The organism is Chitinimonas sp., from assembly GCF_036568685.1.
Lineage (GTDB): Bacteria > Pseudomonadota > Gammaproteobacteria > Burkholderiales > Chitinimonadaceae > Chitinimonas.
Genome location: NZ_DATCSC010000093.1, coordinates 1 through 21,079, shown reverse-complemented (window position 1 = coordinate 21,079; position 21,079 = coordinate 1). Strand labels below are relative to the sequence as shown.

At 62.6% G+C, this 21,079-nt stretch carries 24 protein-coding genes, 1 pseudogene and 1 riboswitch; of the genes and pseudogenes, 16 read left to right on the top strand and 9 right to left on the bottom strand.

All coding sequences use genetic code 11. The annotated features are described in order from the left end of the window. Positions 1-274: 274 nt before the first annotated feature. The 4 genes from VIM95_RS13705 to VIM95_RS13690 all read left to right on the top strand — a co-directional run bounded on the left by VIM95_RS13705 (position 275) and on the right by VIM95_RS13690 (position 6,862). On the top strand, positions 275-2,734 hold the full coding sequence (locus tag VIM95_RS13705) for a two-component system response regulator (RefSeq protein ID WP_331986556.1): 2,460 nt from the start codon (positions 275-277) through the stop codon (positions 2,732-2,734). Positions 2,735-2,797: 63 nt separating this feature from the next. Next, positions 2,798-4,126, top strand: a complete 1,329-nt coding sequence (gene adiC, locus VIM95_RS13700; protein WP_331986554.1) for an arginine/agmatine antiporter — start codon at positions 2,798-2,800, stop codon at positions 4,124-4,126. A gap of 12 nt (positions 4,127-4,138) precedes the next feature. Then, the gene (locus VIM95_RS13695; protein ID WP_331986552.1) at positions 4,139-6,445 is read left to right on the top strand and encodes an Orn/Lys/Arg decarboxylase N-terminal domain-containing protein; all 2,307 of its coding nucleotides are present in this window, start codon (positions 4,139-4,141) and stop codon (positions 6,443-6,445) included. Positions 6,446-6,520: 75 nt separating this feature from the next. Next, entirely contained in the window at positions 6,521-6,862 is a 342-nt protein-coding gene (locus tag VIM95_RS13690) for a hypothetical protein (RefSeq protein ID WP_331986550.1), read from the top strand. Between the two features lie 3 nt (positions 6,863-6,865). Here the strand turns inward: VIM95_RS13690 and VIM95_RS13685 are convergent, their stop codons facing one another. The 6 genes from VIM95_RS13685 to VIM95_RS13660 all read right to left on the bottom strand — a co-directional run bounded on the left by VIM95_RS13685 (position 6,866) and on the right by VIM95_RS13660 (position 10,528). Further along, a complete protein-coding gene (locus tag VIM95_RS13685; protein ID WP_331986548.1) occupies positions 6,866-7,300 on the bottom strand; it encodes an EVE domain-containing protein in 435 nt (144 codons plus the stop codon). Between the two features lie 10 nt (positions 7,301-7,310). Next, a complete protein-coding gene (locus tag VIM95_RS13680) occupies positions 7,311-7,679 on the bottom strand; it encodes a VOC family protein (RefSeq protein WP_331986546.1) in 369 nt (122 codons plus the stop codon). 82 nt (positions 7,680-7,761) lie between these two features. Further along, a complete protein-coding gene (locus VIM95_RS13675; protein ID WP_331986544.1) occupies positions 7,762-8,457 on the bottom strand; it encodes a YafY family protein in 696 nt (231 codons plus the stop codon). An 85-nt stretch (positions 8,458-8,542) separates the two neighbouring features. Beyond that, on the bottom strand, positions 8,543-8,926 hold the full coding sequence (gene crcB / locus VIM95_RS13670) for a fluoride efflux transporter CrcB (RefSeq protein ID WP_331986542.1): 384 nt from the start codon (positions 8,924-8,926) through the stop codon (positions 8,543-8,545). Positions 8,927-9,118: 192 nt separating this feature from the next. Next, positions 9,119-9,193: riboswitch (Fluoride riboswitch) on the bottom strand. Positions 9,194-9,302: 109 nt separating this feature from the next. Next, on the bottom strand, positions 9,303-9,500 hold the full coding sequence (locus tag VIM95_RS13665) for a hypothetical protein (protein ID WP_331986540.1): 198 nt from the start codon (positions 9,498-9,500) through the stop codon (positions 9,303-9,305). A gap of 491 nt (positions 9,501-9,991) precedes the next feature. Continuing rightward, entirely contained in the window at positions 9,992-10,528 is a 537-nt protein-coding gene (locus VIM95_RS13660; RefSeq protein WP_331986538.1) for a cytochrome b, read from the bottom strand. Between the two features lie 275 nt (positions 10,529-10,803). Here VIM95_RS13660 and VIM95_RS13655 point away from each other — a divergent pair, with 275 nt between their 5' ends. The 5 genes from VIM95_RS13655 to VIM95_RS13635 all read left to right on the top strand — a co-directional run bounded on the left by VIM95_RS13655 (position 10,804) and on the right by VIM95_RS13635 (position 14,513). Next, positions 10,804-10,968 carry a hypothetical protein gene (locus VIM95_RS13655; RefSeq protein WP_331986536.1) on the top strand — a complete coding sequence of 55 codons (165 nt, stop codon included), beginning with the start codon at positions 10,804-10,806 and terminating at the stop codon, positions 10,966-10,968. Between the two features lie 153 nt (positions 10,969-11,121). Next, complete coding sequence (locus VIM95_RS13650) at positions 11,122-11,319, top strand: heavy metal-associated domain-containing protein (RefSeq protein ID WP_331986534.1); 198 nt, start codon at positions 11,122-11,124, stop codon at positions 11,317-11,319. Between the two features lie 86 nt (positions 11,320-11,405). Further along, on the top strand, positions 11,406-13,826 hold the full coding sequence (locus VIM95_RS13645) for a heavy metal translocating P-type ATPase (protein WP_331986532.1): 2,421 nt from the start codon (positions 11,406-11,408) through the stop codon (positions 13,824-13,826). Then, entirely contained in the window at positions 13,813-14,202 is a 390-nt protein-coding gene (cueR, locus tag VIM95_RS13640; RefSeq protein ID WP_331986530.1) for a Cu(I)-responsive transcriptional regulator, read from the top strand. Before VIM95_RS13645 ends, cueR begins: the two co-directional genes overlap by 14 nt. A 158-nt stretch (positions 14,203-14,360) precedes the next feature. Continuing rightward, positions 14,361-14,513: a hypothetical protein gene (locus VIM95_RS13635; protein WP_331986528.1), complete on the top strand. Its 153-nt coding sequence runs from the start codon at positions 14,361-14,363 to the stop codon at positions 14,511-14,513. A 69-nt stretch (positions 14,514-14,582) separates the two neighbouring features. Here VIM95_RS13635 and VIM95_RS13630 read toward each other — a convergent pair whose 3' ends face one another. Beyond that, positions 14,583-15,611, bottom strand: coding sequence for a dienelactone hydrolase family protein (locus VIM95_RS13630; protein ID WP_331986526.1), 1,029 nt, complete (start codon positions 15,609-15,611; stop codon positions 14,583-14,585). Positions 15,612-15,867: 256 nt separating this feature from the next. On the opposite strand from VIM95_RS13630, the gene VIM95_RS13625 reads away from it, so the two are divergent. Next, complete coding sequence (locus tag VIM95_RS13625; protein ID WP_331986524.1) at positions 15,868-16,020, top strand: hypothetical protein; 153 nt, start codon at positions 15,868-15,870, stop codon at positions 16,018-16,020. A gap of 78 nt (positions 16,021-16,098) precedes the next feature. On the opposite strand, the gene VIM95_RS13620 is transcribed toward VIM95_RS13625, so the two are convergent. Beyond that, positions 16,099-16,596 (bottom strand): DUF3291 domain-containing protein, encoded by a 498-nt coding sequence (locus VIM95_RS13620; protein ID WP_331986522.1) that lies wholly within the window; start codon positions 16,594-16,596, stop codon positions 16,099-16,101. A 312-nt stretch (positions 16,597-16,908) separates the two neighbouring features. On the opposite strand from VIM95_RS13620, the gene VIM95_RS13615 reads away from it, so the two are divergent. Together VIM95_RS13615 and VIM95_RS13610 are read left to right on the top strand one after the other, a co-directional pair. Continuing rightward, positions 16,909-17,061 carry a hypothetical protein gene (locus VIM95_RS13615; RefSeq protein ID WP_331986520.1) on the top strand — a complete coding sequence of 51 codons (153 nt, stop codon included), beginning with the start codon at positions 16,909-16,911 and terminating at the stop codon, positions 17,059-17,061. Positions 17,062-17,199: 138 nt separating this feature from the next. After that, on the top strand, positions 17,200-17,541 hold the full coding sequence (locus tag VIM95_RS13610) for a hypothetical protein (RefSeq protein WP_331986518.1): 342 nt from the start codon (positions 17,200-17,202) through the stop codon (positions 17,539-17,541). Here the strand turns inward: VIM95_RS13610 and VIM95_RS13605 are convergent. Then, positions 17,538-18,413, bottom strand: a complete 876-nt coding sequence (locus VIM95_RS13605) for a LysR substrate-binding domain-containing protein (protein WP_331986516.1) — start codon at positions 18,411-18,413, stop codon at positions 17,538-17,540. The two genes, VIM95_RS13610 and VIM95_RS13605, sit on opposite strands and share 4 nt — an antisense overlap. Positions 18,414-18,536: 123 nt before the next feature. Between VIM95_RS13605 and VIM95_RS13600 the strand changes: the two genes are divergently transcribed. The 4 genes and pseudogenes from VIM95_RS13600 to VIM95_RS13585 form a co-directional block, all read left to right on the top strand. Then, positions 18,537-19,550 carry a zinc-binding alcohol dehydrogenase family protein gene (locus VIM95_RS13600; protein ID WP_331986514.1) on the top strand — a complete coding sequence of 338 codons (1,014 nt, stop codon included), beginning with the start codon at positions 18,537-18,539 and terminating at the stop codon, positions 19,548-19,550. A gap of 55 nt (positions 19,551-19,605) precedes the next feature. Next, positions 19,606-19,905: a putative quinol monooxygenase gene (locus VIM95_RS13595; protein ID WP_331986512.1), complete on the top strand. Its 300-nt coding sequence runs from the start codon at positions 19,606-19,608 to the stop codon at positions 19,903-19,905. A gap of 68 nt (positions 19,906-19,973) precedes the next feature. After that, positions 19,974-20,744 carry a substrate-binding periplasmic protein gene (locus tag VIM95_RS13590; protein ID WP_331986510.1) on the top strand — a complete coding sequence of 257 codons (771 nt, stop codon included), beginning with the start codon at positions 19,974-19,976 and terminating at the stop codon, positions 20,742-20,744. Positions 20,745-20,774: 30 nt separating this feature from the next. Further along, a pseudogene (locus VIM95_RS13585) lies at positions 20,775-21,079 on the top strand (hypothetical protein); the annotation flags it as partial.

Below are 21,079 nucleotides of genomic sequence, written 5' to 3'. Positions count from 1 at the left end.
GCCCGCCATCGATGGCGGGCTTTCTGGGGACGCGCCAGATTGCGTAATCCGTCGGTCCTATCCTACACACGGTAGACCATGACGGAGGTGGCGCAAACCCAAGGGATTCGGATGTTGCAGCGCAAGATTATTTTCCTTGGGTATCGGATGGCGCGTGCTATCAAACAAGGAGGGGCGTTGTGCACCGGGTAGGCGCGCGGCGGTACCAAGCTCGATAGAAACCGGCAAAGTCCCCGCCAAGGTGGGCCGGAGCCGAACAGGAGCGAGGAAAAACGTGTTTGTGAATCTTCCGGAATCACGGCGGCCGGTCATCCTGATCGTCGATGACGTGGTCGCCAACATCAAGCTCATGGGCAGCATGCTGGAAGGAACCGGCGAACTGCTCTTTGCCACCAATGGCGAGGATGCGCTGCAGGTGGCCCGCAGTGCCCGGCCGGACTTGGTGTTGCTGGATATCGAAATGCCGGGCATGGACGGTTACGAGGTCTTCCGCTCGCTGAAATCCCAGCCCGCCACGCAGGATTGCTCGGTGATCTTTGTCACCGCACATGAAGGCGATGCGCATGAATCGCAATCGCTGGCTGTGGGTGGTAGCGATTTCCTTTCCAAGCCCATCAACCGTACTGTCTGCCGGTTACGGGTGCAGAACCAACTCACTCTCAAGCGCCAGCGCGACGCATTGGCCAAGGCGCAGCAAGATCTGCGTGAACTGGTGGACCATCTGCCAGCCTTCGTCGCCTATTGGGGGGGGGATTTGACCAACCGTTTCTGCAATGACGAAGAAGGCTACTGGTTTGGTACTCCTGCCGCCAGCATGGTAGGGATGGGCCTGTCCGACGTAGTCGGCAGTGCGGTCTTCAGGCAGATAGAAGAAAGGGTACAGGCGGCGCTGCTCGGTGATGAAAGCACACTTGAACTGGTATTGCCCCTGCGGGCCGGTAGGCCGAGTTTTGCGCAGGTATCGCTGGTACCCCATGGTCGAGAAGGCGAGGAACGGGGTTTTCTGACCCTGATGACCGATATCAGCGATCGCAAGCTGGCCGAGATCGCGCTCAGCGACGAAAAGGAGCGCATGCGGGTGACGCTGAACTCCATCGGCGATGCGGTGATTGCAACCGATATCGAAGCCGTGGTTACCTTCATGAACCCGATCGCCGAGCAGATGACAGGCTGGCGTGCCCGCGACGCAGTGGGCATGCCGATCGAGCAGGTCATGCGCCTGCGTGACGCGGGTACCCAATCGGTGCTGCGCAACCCGGTGACTTTGGCGCTGAAGGAGGAGCGTATCGTTGGCCTGGCCCTCAACAGCAACCTCTTGACGCAATCCGGTCGCGAGTATGCCGTGGAGAATTCGGCCGCCCCTATCCGCAACCATCTCGGGGAAGTCAGCGGTGCGATCACGGTGTTCCGCGACGCCAGCGCATCGCGTGCGCTGGCGGTAAAGATGAGCCATCTGGCTCACCATGACCCGTTGACCGATTTGCCCAATCGCGTACTGCTGCAGGACCGTATTGCCCAGGCCTTCCAGGTGGCCGACTGGAGCCGTAGCCATGTGGCCTTGTTGCTGCTCGACCTGGACCACTTCAAGTTCATCAACGAATCCATAGGCCATGCAGCCGGAGACGATTTGCTGCAGCAGGTGGCGCTGCGCTTCAAGGGTGTGCTGCGTGCGACCGATACCCTGAGCCGCCTGGGCGGCGATGAATTCGCTGTGCTGATGCCGGATCTGGGTGTGATCGACGATGCCGGGGTGACCGCCAGCCGGCTGCTGCAGACCATGGACGAACCCTTTGACGTGGAGGGCAGCCGTTTCAACCTCGGTTTGAGCCTGGGTATCAGCGTCTATCCCGATGACAGCCGCGACCAGGAGACCCTGATGCGGCACGCGGACGTGGCCATGTACCGTGCCAAGCAGGAAGGGCGCAACCGTTACTGCTTTTTTTCGGCCGAGCTGGAGGACATGGTGCAAAGCCGCCACCTCCTCGACCAGCACTTGCGCAAGGCACTGGAAGAGCGGCGCTTTGATGTTTTCTACCAGGGCAAGGTCAGAGCTATCGATGGTGCGCTGGTGGGTATGGAGGCACTGGTGCGGATGTACAACGACGAGGGCAAACTGGTCTCACCGGCCCAGTTCATCCCGCTGGCCGAGGAGACAGGGCTGATCGTACCTCTGGGTAAGATGGTGTTGCAGGCGGCCTGCCGGCAAGCCGCCAGCTGGCATGCAGCCGGGCACACGCTGAAGACTTCGGTGAATATCGCTGCGGCCCAGTTTGCGGCCGGCAACCTGCCGGATCTGGTAGCCAATACCCTGGCTGAGAGCGGTCTGCCACCGCATCTGCTGGAGCTGGAGATCACCGAAGGCACGCTGATGCGCGACGCCGACAAGGCACGCGAAACGCTGGCGGCGCTGAAGGAACTGGGCGTCTCGATTTCAATCGATGACTTTGGTACCGGCTACTCCAGCCTGGCCTATCTCAAGCGTTTCCCGCTCGACACGCTCAAGATCGATCAATCTTTTGTACGTGACATGTTCGAGGATTCCAACGACCTCACCATCATCAAGACCATCATCGCACTGGGCCAGGCGCTGGGCATGGAGCTGGTGGCGGAAGGGGTGGAGACCCAGGAGCAGGCCCACTGCCTGCAAGAGCTCGGTTGCCGCATCCTGCAGGGCTATCTTTTCAGCCGCCCGCAGCCGGCCCAGGCCTGGCAGGAGCGCCTGGCAGGTAGCTGAAGCACAAGGCATCAACAAACCCTGGGCGTCCGTCCCGTGGGCATAACAAGAGGGAAGCGTGCTATGAGTGCAGCGGAGGAACACAAGGTCGGCCTCTTGCCGGTCATGTTGATGGTGGCAGGCAATATCATGGGGTCCGGCGTCTTCATGTTGCCTGCCAATCTGGCGGCCACCGGTGGCATTGCCATCTACGGTTGGCTGGTCACCATCACCGGCGCGGTGGCGCTGTCCCTGGTCTACGCCAAGATATCCGCCATCGACCCCAGCCCTGGTGGCTCCTACGCCTACGCCCGGCGCGCCTTCGGCCCCTTTGCCGGCTACCAGACCAATCTCATCTACTGGCTGTCGGCCTGGATAGGCAATATCGCCATGGTGGTGGTCGGGGTAGGCTACCTGGCTTACTTCTTCCCCATCCTCAAGCAGCCGCTGCCCTTGACCATTGCCTGTATTGCCACCCTGTGGCTGTTCGTCTTTCTCAACATCCTCGGTCCGCGCATGATCACCCGGGTACAGTCGGTAGCCACCGTACTGGCGCTGATACCCATACTCGGGGTGGCGTTGTTTGGCTGGTTCTGGTTCCATGGCGACACCTATCTGGCCGCCTGGAATGTCAGCGGCCTGAGCGACTTCGGTGCAGTGCAGAGCACGCTCAATGTCACGCTATGGGCCTTCATCGGGGTGGAGACCGCCTCGGTCGCTGCCGCCGTGGTTGAGAACCCCAAGCGCAACGTGCCCATCGCCACCGTCGGCGGAGTGCTGATCGCGGCGGTCTCCTATGTACTTTCCACTACCGCCATCATGGGCATGATTCCCAACGCGGAACTCAGGGTCTCCGCCTCGCCCTTTGGCGATGCAGCCCGACTGGCGCTGGGTGATGTAGGCGGTGCCATTGTCGTGTTCTGCGCCGCCGCGGGTTGCCTGGGCTCGCTGGGTGGCTGGACGCTGGTGGCAGGGCAGACGGCCAAGGCGGCGGCCGACGATGGCCTCTTCCCACCCATCTTTGCCAAGGCCGACAAGCGCGGTACGCCTGTCGCCGGCTTGATCATCGTGGGCCTGCTGATGACGGCCTTCCAACTCACCACCATCTCGCCCAATGCCAGCAAGCAGTTCGGCGTTGTCTCTTCGGTCACCGTCATCTTCACCCTGGTGCCCTATATCTACACCTGCGCCGCGCTGCTCTTGATGGGCCACGGCCACCTGGGTTCGCAGCGGCGGCTCTACCACTTCATCACGGTAGTGGCCTTTGGCTATTCGCTATGGGCCATCGTCGGCTCTGACCCGGTCCAGGTCATGTGGTCCTTTGCCATGGTGCTGGCCACGGCCGTGCTCTACGCCATCAATTACAACCGTACCCACCAGGCCGCCTTTCCGCTGCCGGCGGCGAACAAGTAGGAGAGCCCGGCCATGCTGGAGCGCAGCAACAAATCCCTGAAGCGCAAGGTGCTGATCGTCGACGACGATGTCGCGACCGGTTCCACCACCGACTGCCGGGCGATCCGCGACCTTCTGGTCGAGCTCAATGAGCGCGGCTACGACGTGATCCAGGCGGCCACCTTCGACGATGGCTATGCCGCCGTGGTGTCGGATGCTGCCATCCACTGCATCTTTCTGGATTGGACGCTGGGTGACAACAACCGTGCCTCGCATGAGCAGGCCATGGGCCTCTTGCGCGAGATACGCCGGCGCAATGCCCGCGTGCCGGTCTTTCTGATGGCCGAGCATGCCGCCCAACACTCACTCACGGTCGAGGCCATGGAGCTGGCCAACGAGTTTGTCTGGATGCAGGAGGATACCGCCTCCTTTGTCGGTGGTCGGGCCGAGGTGGCCATGCGGCGTTACCTCGACGAACTGATGCCACCCTTCACCAAGGCCATGATCGACTATGCCCGCAATACCCGCGAATACTCCTGGGCGGCGCCGGGGCACCAGGGGGGCATCGCCTTCACCAAGACCGCCGTGGGGCGGGAGTTCTTCGATTTCTTCGGTGAGAACCTGTTCCGGGTGGACTCGGGTATCGAGCGGGCCTCGCTCGGCTCCCTGTTGGACCATAGCGGTCCCATCGGCGAGGCGGAGCGTTATGCCGCCCAGGTTTTCGGCGCCCATCGCAGCTACTCGGTGCTCAATGGCACTTCAGGTTCCAACCGCACCGTCATGGCGGCTGCCGTGGGCGACGGCGAGTTCGCCCTCTGTGACCGCAACTGCCACAAATCCATCGAGCAGGGCCTGGTGATGACCGGTGGGGTGCCGGTGTTCTTCATCCCCACGCGCAACCGCTACGGCATCATCGGTCCCATTCCGCCTGTGCAGTTCGATGCCGCCACCATCCGCGACAAGATTGCCAGTCACCCCTTGCGTGCCCACGCCATCAGCGACAAGCCGGTCTATGCCGTGGTGACCAACTGTACCTACGATGGCATGTGCATCGACGCGGAGCGGGCGCAGAACCTGCTGGATGCCAGCGTGGATCTGATCCACTTCGACGAGGCCTGGTACGGTTACGCCCGCTTCAACACCATGTACGAGAAGCGCTACGCCATGCGCGGCGACCCGGCCGACCATCCTGCGGGTGGCCCAACGGTGTTCTCCACCCAGTCCACCCACAAGCTCTTGGCAGCCTTGTCGCAGGCTTCCTATATCCATGTGCGGGATGGTCGTGATGCCATCGAGCACAGCCGCTTCAATGAGTGCTACATGCTGCAGGCTTCCACCTCGCCGCTGTATGCCATCATCGCCTCCAACGAGGTCGGTGCGGCGATGATGGACGGCCCGCGCGGCGAGACACTGACGCAGGAGGTGATCGCCGAGGCGGTGGACTTCCGCCAGGCGCTGGCGCGCGCCCATCGCGACTTTGCCAGCCGGGGAGAGTGGTTCTTCTCGCCCTGGAATGCCCCCGAGGTGCTCGACCCGGCCAGCGGCAGCCGGGTTGCCTTTGCCGATGCACCGCGTGAACTATTGGCGACCGACCCGGACTGCTGGGTACTCAAGCCCGGTGAGGCCTGGCACGGCTTTGGCGATATCGAACCTGGGTGGTGCCTGCTCGATCCGATCAAGGCTGGCATCGTCTGCCCCGGCATGGGCGAAGATGGTCAGTTACAGGAAACCGGTGTGCCGGCTGCCGTGTTGTCGGCCTTCTTGTACCGGCATGGCGTTATCCCCTCGCGCACCACCGACTTCATGGTGCTCTGCCTCTTCTCCATGGGCATCACCAAGGGTAAATGGGCCACCCTGATCAATGTGCTGCTGGAGTTCAAGCGCCAGTATGACCGCAATGCGCCGCTGACCCAGGCACTGCCCGATCTGGTGGCGGCCGCGCCTGTCCAATACGGCAAGCTGGGCCTGCGTGATCTGGCGGAACAGATGTTCGCCACCATGAAGGCCAACCATATGGATCGTTGGCAGGCCGAGGCTTTTGGGGAGTTGCCCGAGCCCAAGACGCTGCCGCGCACCGCCTTCCAGAAATTGATGGCGGGTGAGGCCGAGCTGCTGCCGCTGGATCGGCTGGCCGGCCGGATCTCGGCGGTTGGCGTGATTCCTTATCCTCCCGGTATTCCCATCGTCATGCCTGGCGAGAGCTTTGGCAGCCAAAGCGAGCCCTGGCTTAGTTATATGCGCGCCATGCAGGAGTGGGGGCAGCGCTTCCCGGGTTTCGAGAAGGAAGTCGAAGGCTCGGTACTCAAGGATGGTGTCTATCATGTCTGGTGCCTGAAGTAGCTGCTGCCGCTACTGGCTTTGCGCACCACCTTGCGCCAGACCGCAGTCTCACGACCCTTAATGGAAGGAAGCAGCATGAAGTTGGCCTGTACCCTGCTGGCCGCTGCACTGTTTACCACCCCGGTCTTTGCCTTGGCTGCCGAAAGCAATGCCTGGCTGGTCGGCACCTGGAAGATGTTCGAGGACAAGGGCAGCAGCAAGGTGGAGGAGGACTATATGGACTTCCAGGCCGACGGCACGGTCAATCTGCGCGACGGCAAGGCCGTCTATGTGCGTTGCACCTATGTGCCGGATGCCAAGGCGGTGGTGCTGACCTGCCCGGTGCGTGGCAAGGACAAGCTACTGTCCATGAAGGTCTCCAAGGACCGCAAGGTCCTCGATAACCAAATTGGTGGCCTTTACCGCAAGGCCACTTGAGTCCTAGGGGGCTGTCACCCCAAGGCCCATGGCTGCGGCAATCAATGCCATGTCCTCGGCCGTGATCTGCACGAGCCCAAAGCGCAGTGCGTAGCCCCAGTTGTGCTGCCCGCGCGAGAACGAGAGCTGATCCAGCAGCGGCAGGATGCTCGCGGTCTCGCCTGGCTGCCAGGCGATATCCCGCCTGTATGGGCAGAAGTCTTCCGTCATCGGGTAAGGGTAGGGCTCACTCGCCTCGACAGTGCCGATGGCGGTAAAGGCCTGTAGCCTGTCCTTGCCGCCGAAGTGACCGGTCGGCGAGTAGTACACCACCTGGTCACCCGGCTGCAGGCGGCGTAGCGGCCCCACCTTGCCGTGGCACACCTGCATAAAGCCGCCCGCCTTGCCACGCGCTACATGCTCGGCAGAGGCAACGGCGATCCAGTAGCGCGTGTCCATGGCGGTCTCCTTAGATAGACAGGGCAAAGACGCGCAGCCGGTGCTGGTCCGGGTCCAGCGCGACGAAGGTGTAGCCAAAGTCCATCTCGGTCGGTGCCTGCAGTATGGTCAGGCCCAGTGCCTGCCAGTGTGCATGGAGGCGCGCCACTTCATCCCGGCTCTCGACGTGAAAACCGATCTCGCCGCCGCCACCGGCCGTGGTGGGCGTAGGCAGGGCGGTGTGGCGGGACCAGAGCCCAAGCTTGAGGCCATTGGGCTGCACAAAGAGGGCAAAGGTGGGTGCGGTTTCGACCGGCTGAAGATCGAGCAGGCGCGTATAGAAGGCGGCGCTCTCGGTCGTGTTGTCAACGTACAGCAGAACGTAGTTGGCTTGGGTCATGGCAGCAGCTCCTTTAGGTTGATCCGGTATCGGATGAAACGGATCGTATTTGGTGCTGCTGACAATTTCTGTCAGTAGTGTTTTATCGCAAGGGGTCGCGCACCCCTTCCTGCTCTCGCCAGAGTTTGAGCAGGCCATGTCGGCGCTGGGGGTAGCGCTCGTCCAATGCGGTGAGCGCCATGATGCGGTCGGTACGGAAGTGGCGTAGCGCCTCGCGCGTCTCGCACCAGGCGATCAGGATGCGCACCTTGTCGAAGAAGCCCAGCGCAACGGGCCAGATGGTGCGCTTGCTGTCCCTGCCCGAGAGATCCTGGTAGTGGATGTGCAGCTTGTGCTCGCTGCGTATTGCTTGCCTGATGGTGCCGAGCTCCCGGTCGCCGGCCGCTTCGGCCTCGCCCGGGCCTACCAGCAGGGCCGTACTGTCTATTTCCTGCCGCAGCTCCGGCGGCAGTACCGCGGCGATCTTGGCCAGCGCATTGCGTGCCGCCAGGGCCAGCCTGTCGTCGGTACGTCGGGCTACCCAGCGGGAACCGAGCACCAGTGCCTCTATCTCTTCCTCTGAGAACATCATGGGCGGCAGTAGAAACCCCGGCCGTAGCACATAGCCCACGCCGGGCTCGCCGTCTATGCGGGCACCCTGCGCCTGCAGGGAGGCGATATCGCGGTAAAGGGTACGCAGGCTCACGCCCAACTCGCTCGCGAGCGAAGCGCCGCTGACAGGGTAGCGGTGGCGGCGTAGGCATTGCATCAGGGCCAGCAGGCGTTCGGCGCGGGACATGGCCAGACTCCAAAGGATGGAATCCGTATGCTGCCAGAAGATGGCAGCATACGGTTGGCTGGCCCGGCGCAAGCCCTGGCGTCGCTTACTGGCTCTTGAGGGCGGAGACGGTCCAGAGCCCCAGCCCGGTCATGATCAGGGAACCGACCACGTGTACCGAGATGGCGGCCAAAGCTGGCAGGATGCGTTGCTGCTGGATCAGGGTGACTACTTCGGCCGAGAAGGTCGAGAAGGTGGTGAGCCCGCCCAGAAAGCCGGTGACCACAAACAGCCGCCATTCCGGCGCAAGGCCCGCGTGGCTGCCGAAGTAGCCCAGCGAGATGCCGATCAGGTAGCCGCCTATCATATTGGCCAGCCAGGTCCCTGGCGGAATGGCCGGGTAGAGCGCATTGAAGTTGATGCTCAATACCCAGCGCAGAACAGCCCCAAGGGCGGCACCGATGCTGATGGCGAGGATGGAGCGCATCATGGCTGCTGCTCCGTTTCCAGTTGACGTGAGGAAGACGTTAGCGGCATCACGGTGGTGGGCAGTGAGATGGAAGGTAGGGTAGGGTAAGGTAGCGGGCTCATGCGATCCGGTCCAAATGCAAAAAGTCGGTTGCAGATGACCAGGACAGGCAGGAATCGGGCGTGCGCCTACACCCTTCCAGACTGACCTGGAAAATGTGTAGGCATCATCAGCGCCAAGGGGTACCCAAGGGGCGGTTCAAGGAGGCATGCCATCTCCTGCTCGGCATTCTCCCACAGCGGGTACAAAAATGCAGCGCATGGCCAAGCGGTGGCGCGGCCTGTTGCAGCTGCCACAGCAAGCACCCGGTCTGGGCCGGGTATCGGGCTGGATCTGATCAGCGCGGCACAGGTGTGATCTTGGCGATCACCTGTTCGGCGGCATCCTCCGCCGCTTTCTCACTGCCGAAGGTGCCGGCCAATACCTGGCTCAGGGTGTCGGTTCGACCATCCACCTGCCGCTGATGCAAGACAACGGCCTGAAAGACACCGTCGCGCAGAGGCAGGCTCTGAGCCTGATAGCGGATCTCGATCATGCTGGTACGCTCCGAAGCGGGCGCCGGGAAGGCGCCGTGGATAAGTCTTGTGGCAAGTCGTAGTGACCGGAGGGGAACCGGCCGACAGGCAACAAGATGATCTTAGGAGATGACGGCAATGTGACAAGTTCCGATATTGTCCGTCCGATTGTCGCCTTGGTGGGAGGAAGTGGTCAGAGGGCGACGAAGCTGGGTTTGGGGGATATGACCGTTCGTCGGTGACTCGGCGGTACCCTGGCGAGGTGAAAAGCGGGTTTCAAGCGCCGAGCTGAGAGCCCTTGTGCCCTGGCCAGGGAACGCCCTTGATGATCAAGTGTGGGTGCTGTCCTGCGCGCTGCTCGCCACCGTGCTGGTGCGCGATATCGACCTGGCCATCGGCAGCTATCGACGGCAGTGCGAGCACGATCGATGCTGTCGCAGGCCCGGTGGCCAACCTGGCCGAGCGCTCGCAGCGGACCTCGGCCAGCCTGACGGAGCTTCCCTCGCGGTCGTTACAGCATCCGTTGCAGGGTGTTGTCACGCTGCACGCGGTGGTGCCACAGCGCCGCCACAGCGTGCAGGGCCACCAGTACCAGCAGTGTTACGCCCACATTTTCATGGATTTCCTTGAGCGCATGATAGGTAGCCGGGTTGGGGTCGATCAGGGTGGGCAAGGTCCAGCCCAGGTAGTGCACCTCACGGCCATTGGCTTGCATGAACAACACACCTAGCAGCGGCAGGGCCAGCATGCCCGCATAGAGCGCCAGGTGGGCTGCGTGGGCAAAGGCGGTTTGCCAGCGTGGAGCTGGTGGCTCGATAGCAGGCAGCGGATGGCGCAGCCGGACCAACCACCGTGGCAGCAACAGCCAGCCCACGGTCAGTCCGGCAAAGATATGCGTGGCGGAGAGCAGGCTGCGTATCGGCGTGCCTTTGTCGAACCAGCCTTTGCTGTAGATACAGACTAGGGCAAGGATGACCAGCCCCGCCATCAACCAATGCAGTGCACGCAAGGGTAGGGCGGCTCGGATATGGGGTGGAGTTGTGGACATGGTGGGCCTCTGCCTCGGCGCTGGGCCGGAATGGAACAAGGCGGTGAGTATGGTCCCGGATCGATTAATCAGACATTAATCGAGATCATTAAAATAAGCATAAGCTACTGTAAATAAGAGGAATTTTCTTTCTCCCTTCCGGCGATTCATCGTGCAATCCGGTCGTTGGTCACCGCTACCGGCAATTGGTCGCAAAGCGCTGCCATTGCTGTTAGGGCTTGCGCATGATGGCCTCACTGCCATTCAGGCAGTACCACCGTGAGGAAGAAGAGACCATGAAAACCAGCATCAACGAATTGTTCGAGAGTGTCCTGCTGTTCAGCCTGGCTGGCTTCTTTGCTGCCGCCCTGGTGCTGGAGGCCCTGCCGGCCGAGCCTGCCTCCGCCAACGCCCCGCAAGGTCAGTTGGCCCAAGCCGCGGGGGTGGGTCAACATGCCTGATAACTGCATCGCAGTCCGCAAGAAACACGGCGCCTGAGGGCGCCGTGTTTCGTTATGGGTGCTCGCTGTGCAGAAACACTTGACCTTGCCACGGTGGCAAGCTTGAAAGTGGTCCTGCAGCCAATAGGGTTGCTTCTGTGCAAGGAGCACGTCATGCAGGTCTATCAGGTCAAGGGTATGGGTTGTGGCAGTTGCGTCGGCAAGATTACCCGCGCGCTGGCGGCGCTGGACGATACGGCCACGGTGACGGTCGATCTCGCGGCAGGGCTGGTAAGCGTGGTGTCCACGGTGCCCCCTTCGGAAATCCAGGCCAGCATTGCGGCGCTGGGCTTTGAGGTGGTGCAGGCTTGAATCTCGACGCACTAGCTACAATCTCTTGACCTTCCCATCATGGGAAGGATCACACTGCCAGCCATTACCACCGGAAGGTCCGCACCATGGTCGATACCCCCGCTACTGCCCCTAACCGCCTCTCCATCGGCGTGGAGGGCATGACCTGCGCCAGCTGTGTTGCGCGGGTGGAGAAGGTGTTGCGTCGCCTCCCCGGTGTGGTTGAGGCCTCGGTCAATCTGGCCACTGAATCCGCCACCATCAGCTCGGCAGGGAAGGTGGACCTGATCCAGGTCCAGGCTGCGATTGAGAAGGCCGGTTATAGCGTGCCCGAAGAAGACGTCAGCCTTGATATCGAAGGTATGACCTGTGCCAGTTGTGTGGCGCGGGTGGAGAAAGTGCTCGGCCGCGTACCTGGGGTGGCACAGGTGTCGGTCAACCTGGCTACCGAGCGCGCCAACCTGCGGGTGCTGCGTGGTACGCCCCTGGCTGCCTTGATCGAGGCGGTGGGCAAGGCTGGCTATGCCGCCCACCTGCCGATAGTGGCGACCACCATGGCGCCACAACCCCGACTGCCGGCATGGTGGCCGGTAGCGGTCGCCGCCATCCTGTCTCTACCTTTGTTACTGCCCATGGTACTGGCGGTCTTTGGCGTGGATTGGATGCTGCCCGGCTGGTGGCAGTTGGCACTGGCAACGCCGGTGCAGTTCTGGCTGGGGGCTCGCTTTTATCGCTCCGGCTGGAAGGCCCTGCTGGCACTCAGCGGCAATATGGATCTCCTGGTGGCCGTTGGTACCAGTGCCGGCTATGGCTTGAGCCTCTACCAACTGCTGGCCCATGCGGGTCATGGCGGCATGCCGCATCTTTATTTTGAAGCTTCGGCCGTGGTGATCACCCTGGTCCTGCTGGGCAAGTGGCTGGAGGGACGCGCCAAGCGCCAGACCACCGAGGCGATCCGCGCGCTGCAGGACCTGCGCCCGGCCATGGCACGTGTTCGGCGCCAGGATGGCGATCACGACCTGCCGGTGGACGAAGTCAAACTGGGCGACCTGGTCGTGATCCGTCCCGGCGAGCGTGTGCCGGTGGATGGCGAGGTTGTGGAAGGCCGCAGTCATTTGGATGAGTCGCTGCTCACCGGCGAGAGCCTGCCGCTGCCCAAGGCGGTGGGCGACAAGGTGACCGGTGGCGCGATCAATGCCGAAGGCCTGCTCCTGGTACGTACGACGGCGATCGGTGCCGAGACCACCCTGGCGCGCATCATCCGCCTGGTGGAAAACGCCCAGGCGGCCAAGGCACCTATCCAGCGCCTGGTGGACGAGGTCAGCGCGGTCTTTGTCCCAGTGGTGCTGCTGTTGGCCTTGTTTACCCTGGTGGGCTGGTGGCTGGTCAGCGGCAATGCCGAGCTGGCCATCCTCAACGCCGTCGCCGTGCTGGTGATCGCCTGCCCCTGCGCCTTGGGTCTCGCTACCCCGACCGCCATCATGGCCGGTACCGGTGTGGCAGCCCGGCACGGCATCCTGATCAAGGATGCCGAGGCTTTGGAAGTGGCTCACAAGCTCACTGCAGTGGTTTTCGACAAGACCGGCACCCTGACCGTGGGTAGGCCCATCCTGGCTGCGCTGCTGGCGGCGGATGGCGACGACGCGGCCGTCTTGAGCATTGCTGCCAGTCTGCAAGCCGGCAGCGAGCACCCCCTGGGGCGTGCCGTACTCGCCGCTGCTCGGCAACGCGGTGTGCAGCCGGCGCCTGCCCAAGCGGTGCGGGCCCTGCCAGGCCGTGGTCTGAGCGGCGAGGTGGACGGCCGGGTCTATCTGTTGGGCAATGCCCGCCTGATGACCGAGCAGGGCCTGGTACTTGGTAACCTTGTAAGCCAGGCCGATGCGCTGGAGGCCGATGGACGTACCGTCTCCTGGCTGGCCAGCCAAGCAGAGCGCCGCGTGCTTGGCTTGTTGGCCTTTGGCGATGAGATCAAGCCAGGTGCTGCTGCCGCCATCAGCCAACTCAAGTCGCTAGGCATACGTACCGCCATGATTACCGGCGACAACCCCGGTGCTGCCCAAAGCGTGGCCTCGGCACTCGGTATTGACCAGTTTCAGGCCAACGTCCTGCCATCGGATAAGGCGGCCCGGGTAGCCGAGCTGCAGGCCGATGGCCATGTGACCGCCATGGTGGGCGATGGCATCAACGATGCTCCGGCCCTGGCTGCGGCCGACGTGGGTATCGCCATGAGTACCGGTACCGATGTGGCCATGCACGCCGCCGGCATCACCCTGATGCGTGGCGATCCAGCCCTGGTGGCCGACGCCATCGCCATCTCGCGGCGCACCTATCGCAAGATCCGCCAGAACCTGTTCTGGGCCTTTGTCTACAACGTGGTAGGTATCCCGCTGGCGGCGCTGGGCCTGCTCAACCCGGTGATCGCCGGCGCGGCCATGGCCTTCTCCAGCGTGAGCGTAGTGTCCAACGCCTTGCTGTTACGCCGCTGGCGGCCGGCTGGTGAACAAGGAGGCACGCATGAATATCGGTGAATTGGCCCGTGCCAGCGGTGTCTCGGCCAAGATGGTCCGGCACTATGAGTCCATCGGTCTCTTGGCGCCCAGTCAGCGCAGCCAGGCCGGCTACCGGCAGTACCAGGCTCGTGATGTGCATATCCTGCGCTTTATTCGCCGTGCCCGTGATCTGGGCTTTTCGCTGGAGCAGATACGGCTGCTGCTCTCGCTGTGGGAAGACAAGCATCGTGCGAGCGCCGATGTCAAAGCGCTGGCCGAGCAGCACGTGACAGAGCTTGATGAACGTATCCGTGCGCTGACCGAGATGCGTAATACCCTGATGAGTCTGGCCGATCACTGCTGCGGGGATGCCCGGCCGGACTGTCCCATCCTCGACAAGTTGGCTGACGGCTGAACCTGTCATCGCATTTCATCGGCACGCAGCGCATTTCATCCCGTCACTTTGTCATACCGTCTCAAGCGGACTTTCTTGTGCGCCAGACTAAGCCATGATGACCTCACTGCAAGCGACAACGGTGTCGCAAACAACGGAAAACAGAGAGGAAATACATCATGACCCGCATCAACGAACTCTTCGAAGCGACCCTGGTTGTTGGTCTGGCCGCCTTTTTCGCCGTCGCTCTGATCGGCGAGACCCAGCCCAAGACCCAGGCCACCCAAAGCGTGGCGCAACTGGCCCAAGCCGATGGTGCCCGCCATGGCTAAATCGAGCGATAGGACAGCAGAAAGCGACACGGCGCCCCAGGGCGCCGTGTTTGCTTTGGGGCTCAGCGATCAGCGGCCGTGCAGAAATAGAATCTCGCGGGTCAAGGACATCACGTCGGCACGCAGGCGCTGGTAGGCCTGTTCGTTCCGACCCACATGTACGCCGCGCTTGGAGCAGCTGTTGAAGAAGGCATCCAGCTTGGCAGGGGCCAGTACCTCACCGGTACGCTCGGCCGTGATCTGCCAGTTTTCAATATCCCAGCGCACGATGCCGCAGGGCGAGGCGGTAGTGGCTTGGGGTAGATATTGCAGCGGGTAGGTGGCATCCCAGGAATGCGGCGCATTGGCATAACGGATCGTACGGATGTTTGCACCAGCACCGGCGTAACGCATGGCCAGCTGTTCGCAGGCTGCGGCCGTGGTGTAGTCATCCGCTTCACCGACCAGATTGATGATCGATGCTTTGCTCACCTGCGGCGACCAGTACACCTGGCTGCAACCGGAATACACGGGGATATGCAGGGCAAAGTGCAGATCGCTCTTGATAACCGCCTTGCGTAGCGGCTCGATCGCGGTGCGGAAAGCCACCGCGCCACCACGCGAGAAGCCCATGATGCCGATCCGGCTCGGGTCTATGGCCGGGTGGCCTGCCAGCAAGGGTAGGGCGAGCAGTCCATCCATCAGGGTTGCGGCGGGCGGAACCAGGCTTTGATCGTCCACCGTCTTGATTACGCCGCGCGGCTCGAAGCTGCTGACCACAAAGGTGGCTATGCCCATGCCATTGAAGGTCGCTACCCACTGATCCATGCTGGCCTCGATGCCACCGCTGCCGTGCATCAGCACCATGGCGGGTGCCGGCTGGCTGGTATTGGCCGGCAGGCTCAGGAAACCCCATACCGGCTGTGGTGCCCAGTTCTCCCGGTGCTCACGGGCCAGATCGAACATGGTCTTGGGGGTGTAGCTCGCATAGTCGATGCGCCCTTGGGCGGTGGCAGTGAGCGTCTGTGCTTCTACGGTCTGTACGGCGAATAGGCCGGCGGTCAGTAGCAGGCCGCGCAGCGCTGCGCAAAGCGGCTGCGTATAGCGTTTCAGGTTCATGGTCTTCCTCGGTAGGTTCAGTTTCTTGTTATGTATGGTCGGAATGCCCAGGCTAGCCACCGAGCGTGTTCAGACTAGATACCGATCTCGGCAAGGGCAAACCGGTAACACAAGATTCATCGATCCCAGCTGCATTTCATCCCGCAGTTTCTGCATATCGTCTCAAGTGGCGTTCATTGCGCCGCAGGCCGATGCATGATGACCTCACTGCAAGCGACAACGGTGTCGCAAAAACTGAAATCAGAGAGGAAATATCATGACCCGCATCAACGAACTGTTCGAAGCCACCCTGGTTGTCGGCCTGGCTGCCTTCTTCGCCGTGGCACTGATCGGTGAGACCCAGCCCAAGGCCCAGACTGCCCAAACCGTGGCCCAACTGACCCAAGTCGACGGTGCCCGCCATGGCTAAATCAACCAGCGGTACCACGGAAAGCAAACACGGCGCCCGAGGGCGCCGTGTTTGCTTTGGTGGGTTCCAGTTCGAGCCTTATTCAGCCGGACAGGTCTCGCTCTCATCGCGCGCCTGATCTGCACCGGGCGCATCGGGTGCCGGATAGGCTTGGCGAAAGCTGAAGGCATGGGGTGTGGCGCCGTGCTGGCGCAGGTGCTCCAGCCGTTCCCTGGCTTCCGCCGCTGTAGGGATATGGCCCGCCGGTACCCACCACAGCACCATATAGGCGTCTTCCATGCGGTCGAACCATTCGCGCCGGCGGCGCAATATCTCTACATGGGCAGACTTGAAGGCGTAGTCGCTCAGTGCCGCTACGTCGGTCCATACCGACATATTGACGATGATGTCGTCCTCGAAGGGGCGCAGGGCGGTGGCGTCGCCACTGTCATCCTTGAGCCGCCAGACAAAGCCGGGCGAGTTCTCTGCCAGGGCATTGATGCGGTCCAAGTTGGCTACGAAGTCCGCCATGAAGGGCGAATCCATGGGCGCCTTCAGGCGGGCGATATTGAGCTGGGCAAGATGGTATAGGGACATCGGCACTCCTCGAATCTAGCGCTGCAGAACGGGGTTCGTTTCCTGCCCATGATCGATGGGGGGCGCAGCCTACGTCACCGGGGCGCAAGGGTAGGGCGCTGGGTAATGGGAGGCCGTAACGTCCTGTATATAAGGCTGTCCGGCCGCACTGCAAGCCCCTGCCGTCGTGTATTTCATCGCCGCCCTACGCATTTCATCCCGCCACTTTGTCGTATCGTCTCAAGTCGCGTTCATTGCCACGCGGGCTAACGCATGATGACCTCAAGCAAGCGACAACGGTGTCGCAAAAACTGAAATCAGAGAGGAAACATCATGACCCGCATCAACGAACTCTTCGAAGCTACCCTGGTTGTTGGCCTGGCCGCCTTCTTCGCCGTCGCCCTGATCGGTGAGACCCAACCGAAGACGCAGACCACGCAAACGATGGCCCAACTGACCCAGGCCGATGGTGCCCGCCATGGCTAAATCGAGAAGCGGTATGGAAGAAAGCGACACGGCGCCCCAGGGCGCCGTGCTTGTTTGTGGACATTGCCGTGCGGTTCAGCCAGCGTTTTGCCTCTGCCTGCCAAGATGCGCACTACCCGATGCCACCATGGAAAGATCATGCCCGCCAGATCGGTTCTGATGCCTGCCCGCGCTGTGGCGGTCTGCCTGCTCGCCGCTGCGCTTCTGCCTGCCCAGGCCTCCAGCCCGGATGCCTGGAATGCCCATGATCGCGAAGTGGTGGAGCGCTGCCTGCACGAGAGCGGCCTCAGGCAGGCCCGCGCACTCAGCGCGCCGGCGGAGTTCGATGACAGGGTGGGCTATGCCGCCTTGCTGATCGCCGGCTACCTCCCTCAAGCGCACCTGAAGGCGCAACGGGTACAGATGCTGTGCCTCTTTGACAAGCTCAGCCATGAGGTCTACCTCTCGGAGCTGCTTCCGCAGCCCAATAGGCGGCCCTAATGTACCGCCAGCCGGGAGGAGGCCAGACTCTCGGTCAAGAAGCCCAGTAGCGGCTGGGTCAGATGCGGGCGGGCTCGGTCCTCGCCCAGCAGCACGATCTCGGTGGTAGGCAAGGTGGGCCAGCCATCGTGCGGGTCGAGCACCTTGAGGCCATCCTGCACAAACGATCGACCCAACAGGGTGACGCCCAGCCCACCCGCTACCGCCGCCTGCACCCCCATCAGGCTGCTGGCGGTGCAGGCCACATGGCTCTCGCGGCGCACGCGCGATAGCGCCTCCAGGGCGATGCCACGATAGGTACAGGGTGCCGGTAGCAGCACCAGTGGTACCGGGTCCACCGGGTCGAGATCCAGGCCTTCGGCGGCAATCCAGACCAGCGGCTCCTGCCAGATCACCCGCCCACGCTGCTGCTCGCCGTCACGCTTGGCAATGGCGAGGTCCAGGAGATCGTCATCGAGCTTGTGCATCAGGTCGCAGCTCATGCCCGTGGTCAGTTCCAGCCGGATATGCGGGTAGTTGCGTGCAAAGCGGGCCAAGAGGCGCGGCAGCTGGTGCGGGATGAAGTCCTCCGCCACCCCCAGCCGCAAGGTGCCGGCCGCGGGTGGATCGGCAAACTGGCGCAGGGTCTCGTCGTTGAAGGCCAGCATACGCCGGGCAGCGACCAGCAAGCGCTCGCCATCGGCAGTCAGGTTCAGGCTGCGGCCAGCCCGATCCAACAGGCGGCAACCGACTATATCCTCCAGCCGCAACATCTTCTGGCTGACGGCCGATTGCGTACGGCCGATCATGGCGGCACCGGCGGTCATGCTGCCGCTTTCGGCCACAGCCACAAAAGCGCGGAGCAGATCGAGTTCCAGGTCGGGCAGAGGCATGATGTAATCCAGTAATATTTTTGCTGACTGTTATTAAAACTATTCGTTTTTCTTTTGAATGGCAAGGCCGTATCGTGCAGGTCAAGGTTGCGGCAGCGTGCTGCAAACACATAGGAGAACACCATGAAAGCTGTCGGCTACTACACCCCGCAAGCCATCGAAGCCGCCGAATCCCTGCTGGATATCGAACTGCCCGAACCAGTCCCTGGCCCGCACGACCTCCTGGTCAAGGTCGAGGCCATCTCGATCAACCCGGTGGACTACAAGATCCGCGGTGGTATGACCCCGCCGGCCGGTCAGGCCAAGGTCCTAGGCTGGGATGCCGCCGGTGTGGTCAAGGCGGTCGGTTCGGCCGTCACCAGCTACAAGGTGGGCGATGCGGTCTACTACGCCGGTGCGCTGGACCGCCCCGGTGCCAATAGCGAATTGCATGTGGTGGACGAGCGGCTGGTTGGGCGTAAGCCGCAGAGCCTGAGCTTTGCCGAGGCCGCGGCGCTGCCGCTGACCGCAATCACCGCCTGGGAGCTCTTGTTCGAGCGGCTGGGCGTGACCTACGGCGACAAGCAGCAGACTGGCAGCCTCTTGGTGATCAACGGTGCCGGCGGTGTGGGTTCCATCCTGATCCAGCTGGCTCGCCGCCTGACCGGCCTGACCGTGATCGCCACCGCCTCGCGGCCCGAGAGCATCGAATGGGTTAAGACCATGGGCGCCCACCACGTGATCGACCATCGCCAATCCATGCCGGAACAACTGCGTGCGCTGGGCATCCCGCAGGTCGAGTACGTGGCCGGCCTGACCGCCACTGACCAGCACCTGCCAGCCATCATCGAACTGATCGCCCCGCAAGGCCATCTGGCGCTGATCGACGATCCCAAGCAGCTTGATATCGTGCCCTTCAAGCGCAAGAGCGTGACCGTGGCCTGGGAACTGATGTTCACCCGTTCGCTCTACCAGACGGCCGACCAGATCGCCCAGCAACGCCTGCTCAATGCGGTGTCGGAGCTGGTCGATGTCGGCGTGCTGCGTACCACCCTGACCGCGCAGGATGGCCCGATCAACGCCGCCAACCTCAAGCGCCTGCATGCCCTGGCCGAGAGCGGCAAGGCCGTTGGCAAGCACGTACTCGCGGGCTTCTAGATAGACTGTCTGGCGGGCTTGCCCGCCAGGCCAACCGTAAAAACAAGGGAACACCATGAGCCAGAAAGAAGTGCGATTGACCGCTGTACTGCGAGCCCAGCCCGGCAAGGAAGCTGAGCTGGAAGCCACGCTGCGCAAGCTGGCGACCGAGGTCCGGGGGGAGCCGGGCTGCGTGCAGTACACCCTGCATGCCAACCCTGCCGAGCCTGGGGAATTTGTGTTCTACGAAATCTGGGCTGATCAGGCTGCGCTGGATCAGCACGCCCAGGCACCGGCCCTGCAGGCTGTACGGGGGCCATTCGAATTGCTGCTGCGGGAGCCGCCGCTGCTCACCTTCCTGCAGGTCCTGTCCTGACTGGCAGCGGCCTGCCACCGGGGGGGCGGAGGTGCTATGGTGTAAGCACCCGACCGACGGAATACGCCATGAAGCTGCCGTGCCGCCTTGCCCTGCTAGCGCTTACCTGTCTGGCTGGCGTTGTATCTGCCCAGGAGCTCCGGCTGGTCACGGCGCCGCTGCCGCCTTTTACGCTCGATAGTCCCGGTCCCAAGGGCGCTATGGTGGACGTGGTGCAGGCCATCTGTACCAAGGCCGGACTACGCTGCCGGCTTGAGGTCATGCCATGGCGGCGTGCCTGGAGCATGATAGACGCGGGGAGCGCTGACGGTATCTTTTCCATCCTCAACCTGCCCGAGCGCGAAGCCAGGTTGCAGATGAGCGACGATATCGTCGAAAGCCACTACGCCCTGTTCGGCCCCACGGGCATACCGTTCAACTACAGCGGTCCGTCCAGCCTCGCTGGCTACACCATCGGTGCCTACGCGCCGTCCGGTGCCTACGACATTCTCAAGGCCTGGCTGCAGGATATCCCCGAGGTCAGACTGGTACCCGAGCTCGATAACCTGACTGTGCTAAAGAAGCTCAACGACGGTGGCCGCTATGGCAGCAAGGGCCTGGGCTTCGCCAATCTCGATGTCGGCCAGTACTACATCGTCCATAACAAGCTGAACAATATCGCCCCGGTATTCGAAGTAAAGACCATACGTTACTGCGTGGGCCTTTCGCGCAAGACGGTCAGCCCTGAGCTGGCGGCAAGCTTCAATAGCGTATTGCGCGACTTGCAGAAGAGCGGCCAGCTGGCGCGCCTACTGGCGCCTTACTCGCTCAAGCCCGCTGCGGCCAGGGCCGGATCCTAGCCGCGCTGGCCGCGGCGATGCGGGACCGATATGGACTGGTCGGCACTTTGGCATCTTGTTCTGCACACCGATCAGGGTCTGGCGGGTGCCATCGCCCAGTACGGTACGCTGGTCTACTTGCTGCTGTTTGCCGTTGTCTATGCCGAGATCGGTTTACCGCCCTTGTTCTTTCTGCCGGGGGATCCGCTGCTCTTCATTTGTGGTGCCTTCTGTGCCAGTCATGCCATCGAGCTGTGGGTGACCTTGCCCCTGCTGTGGCTCGCCGCTTGGCTGGGCAGCCTCACCAGTTATGGCTTGGGGCGTTGGTTGGGGCGGGAGTTGCACGTGCGAGACTA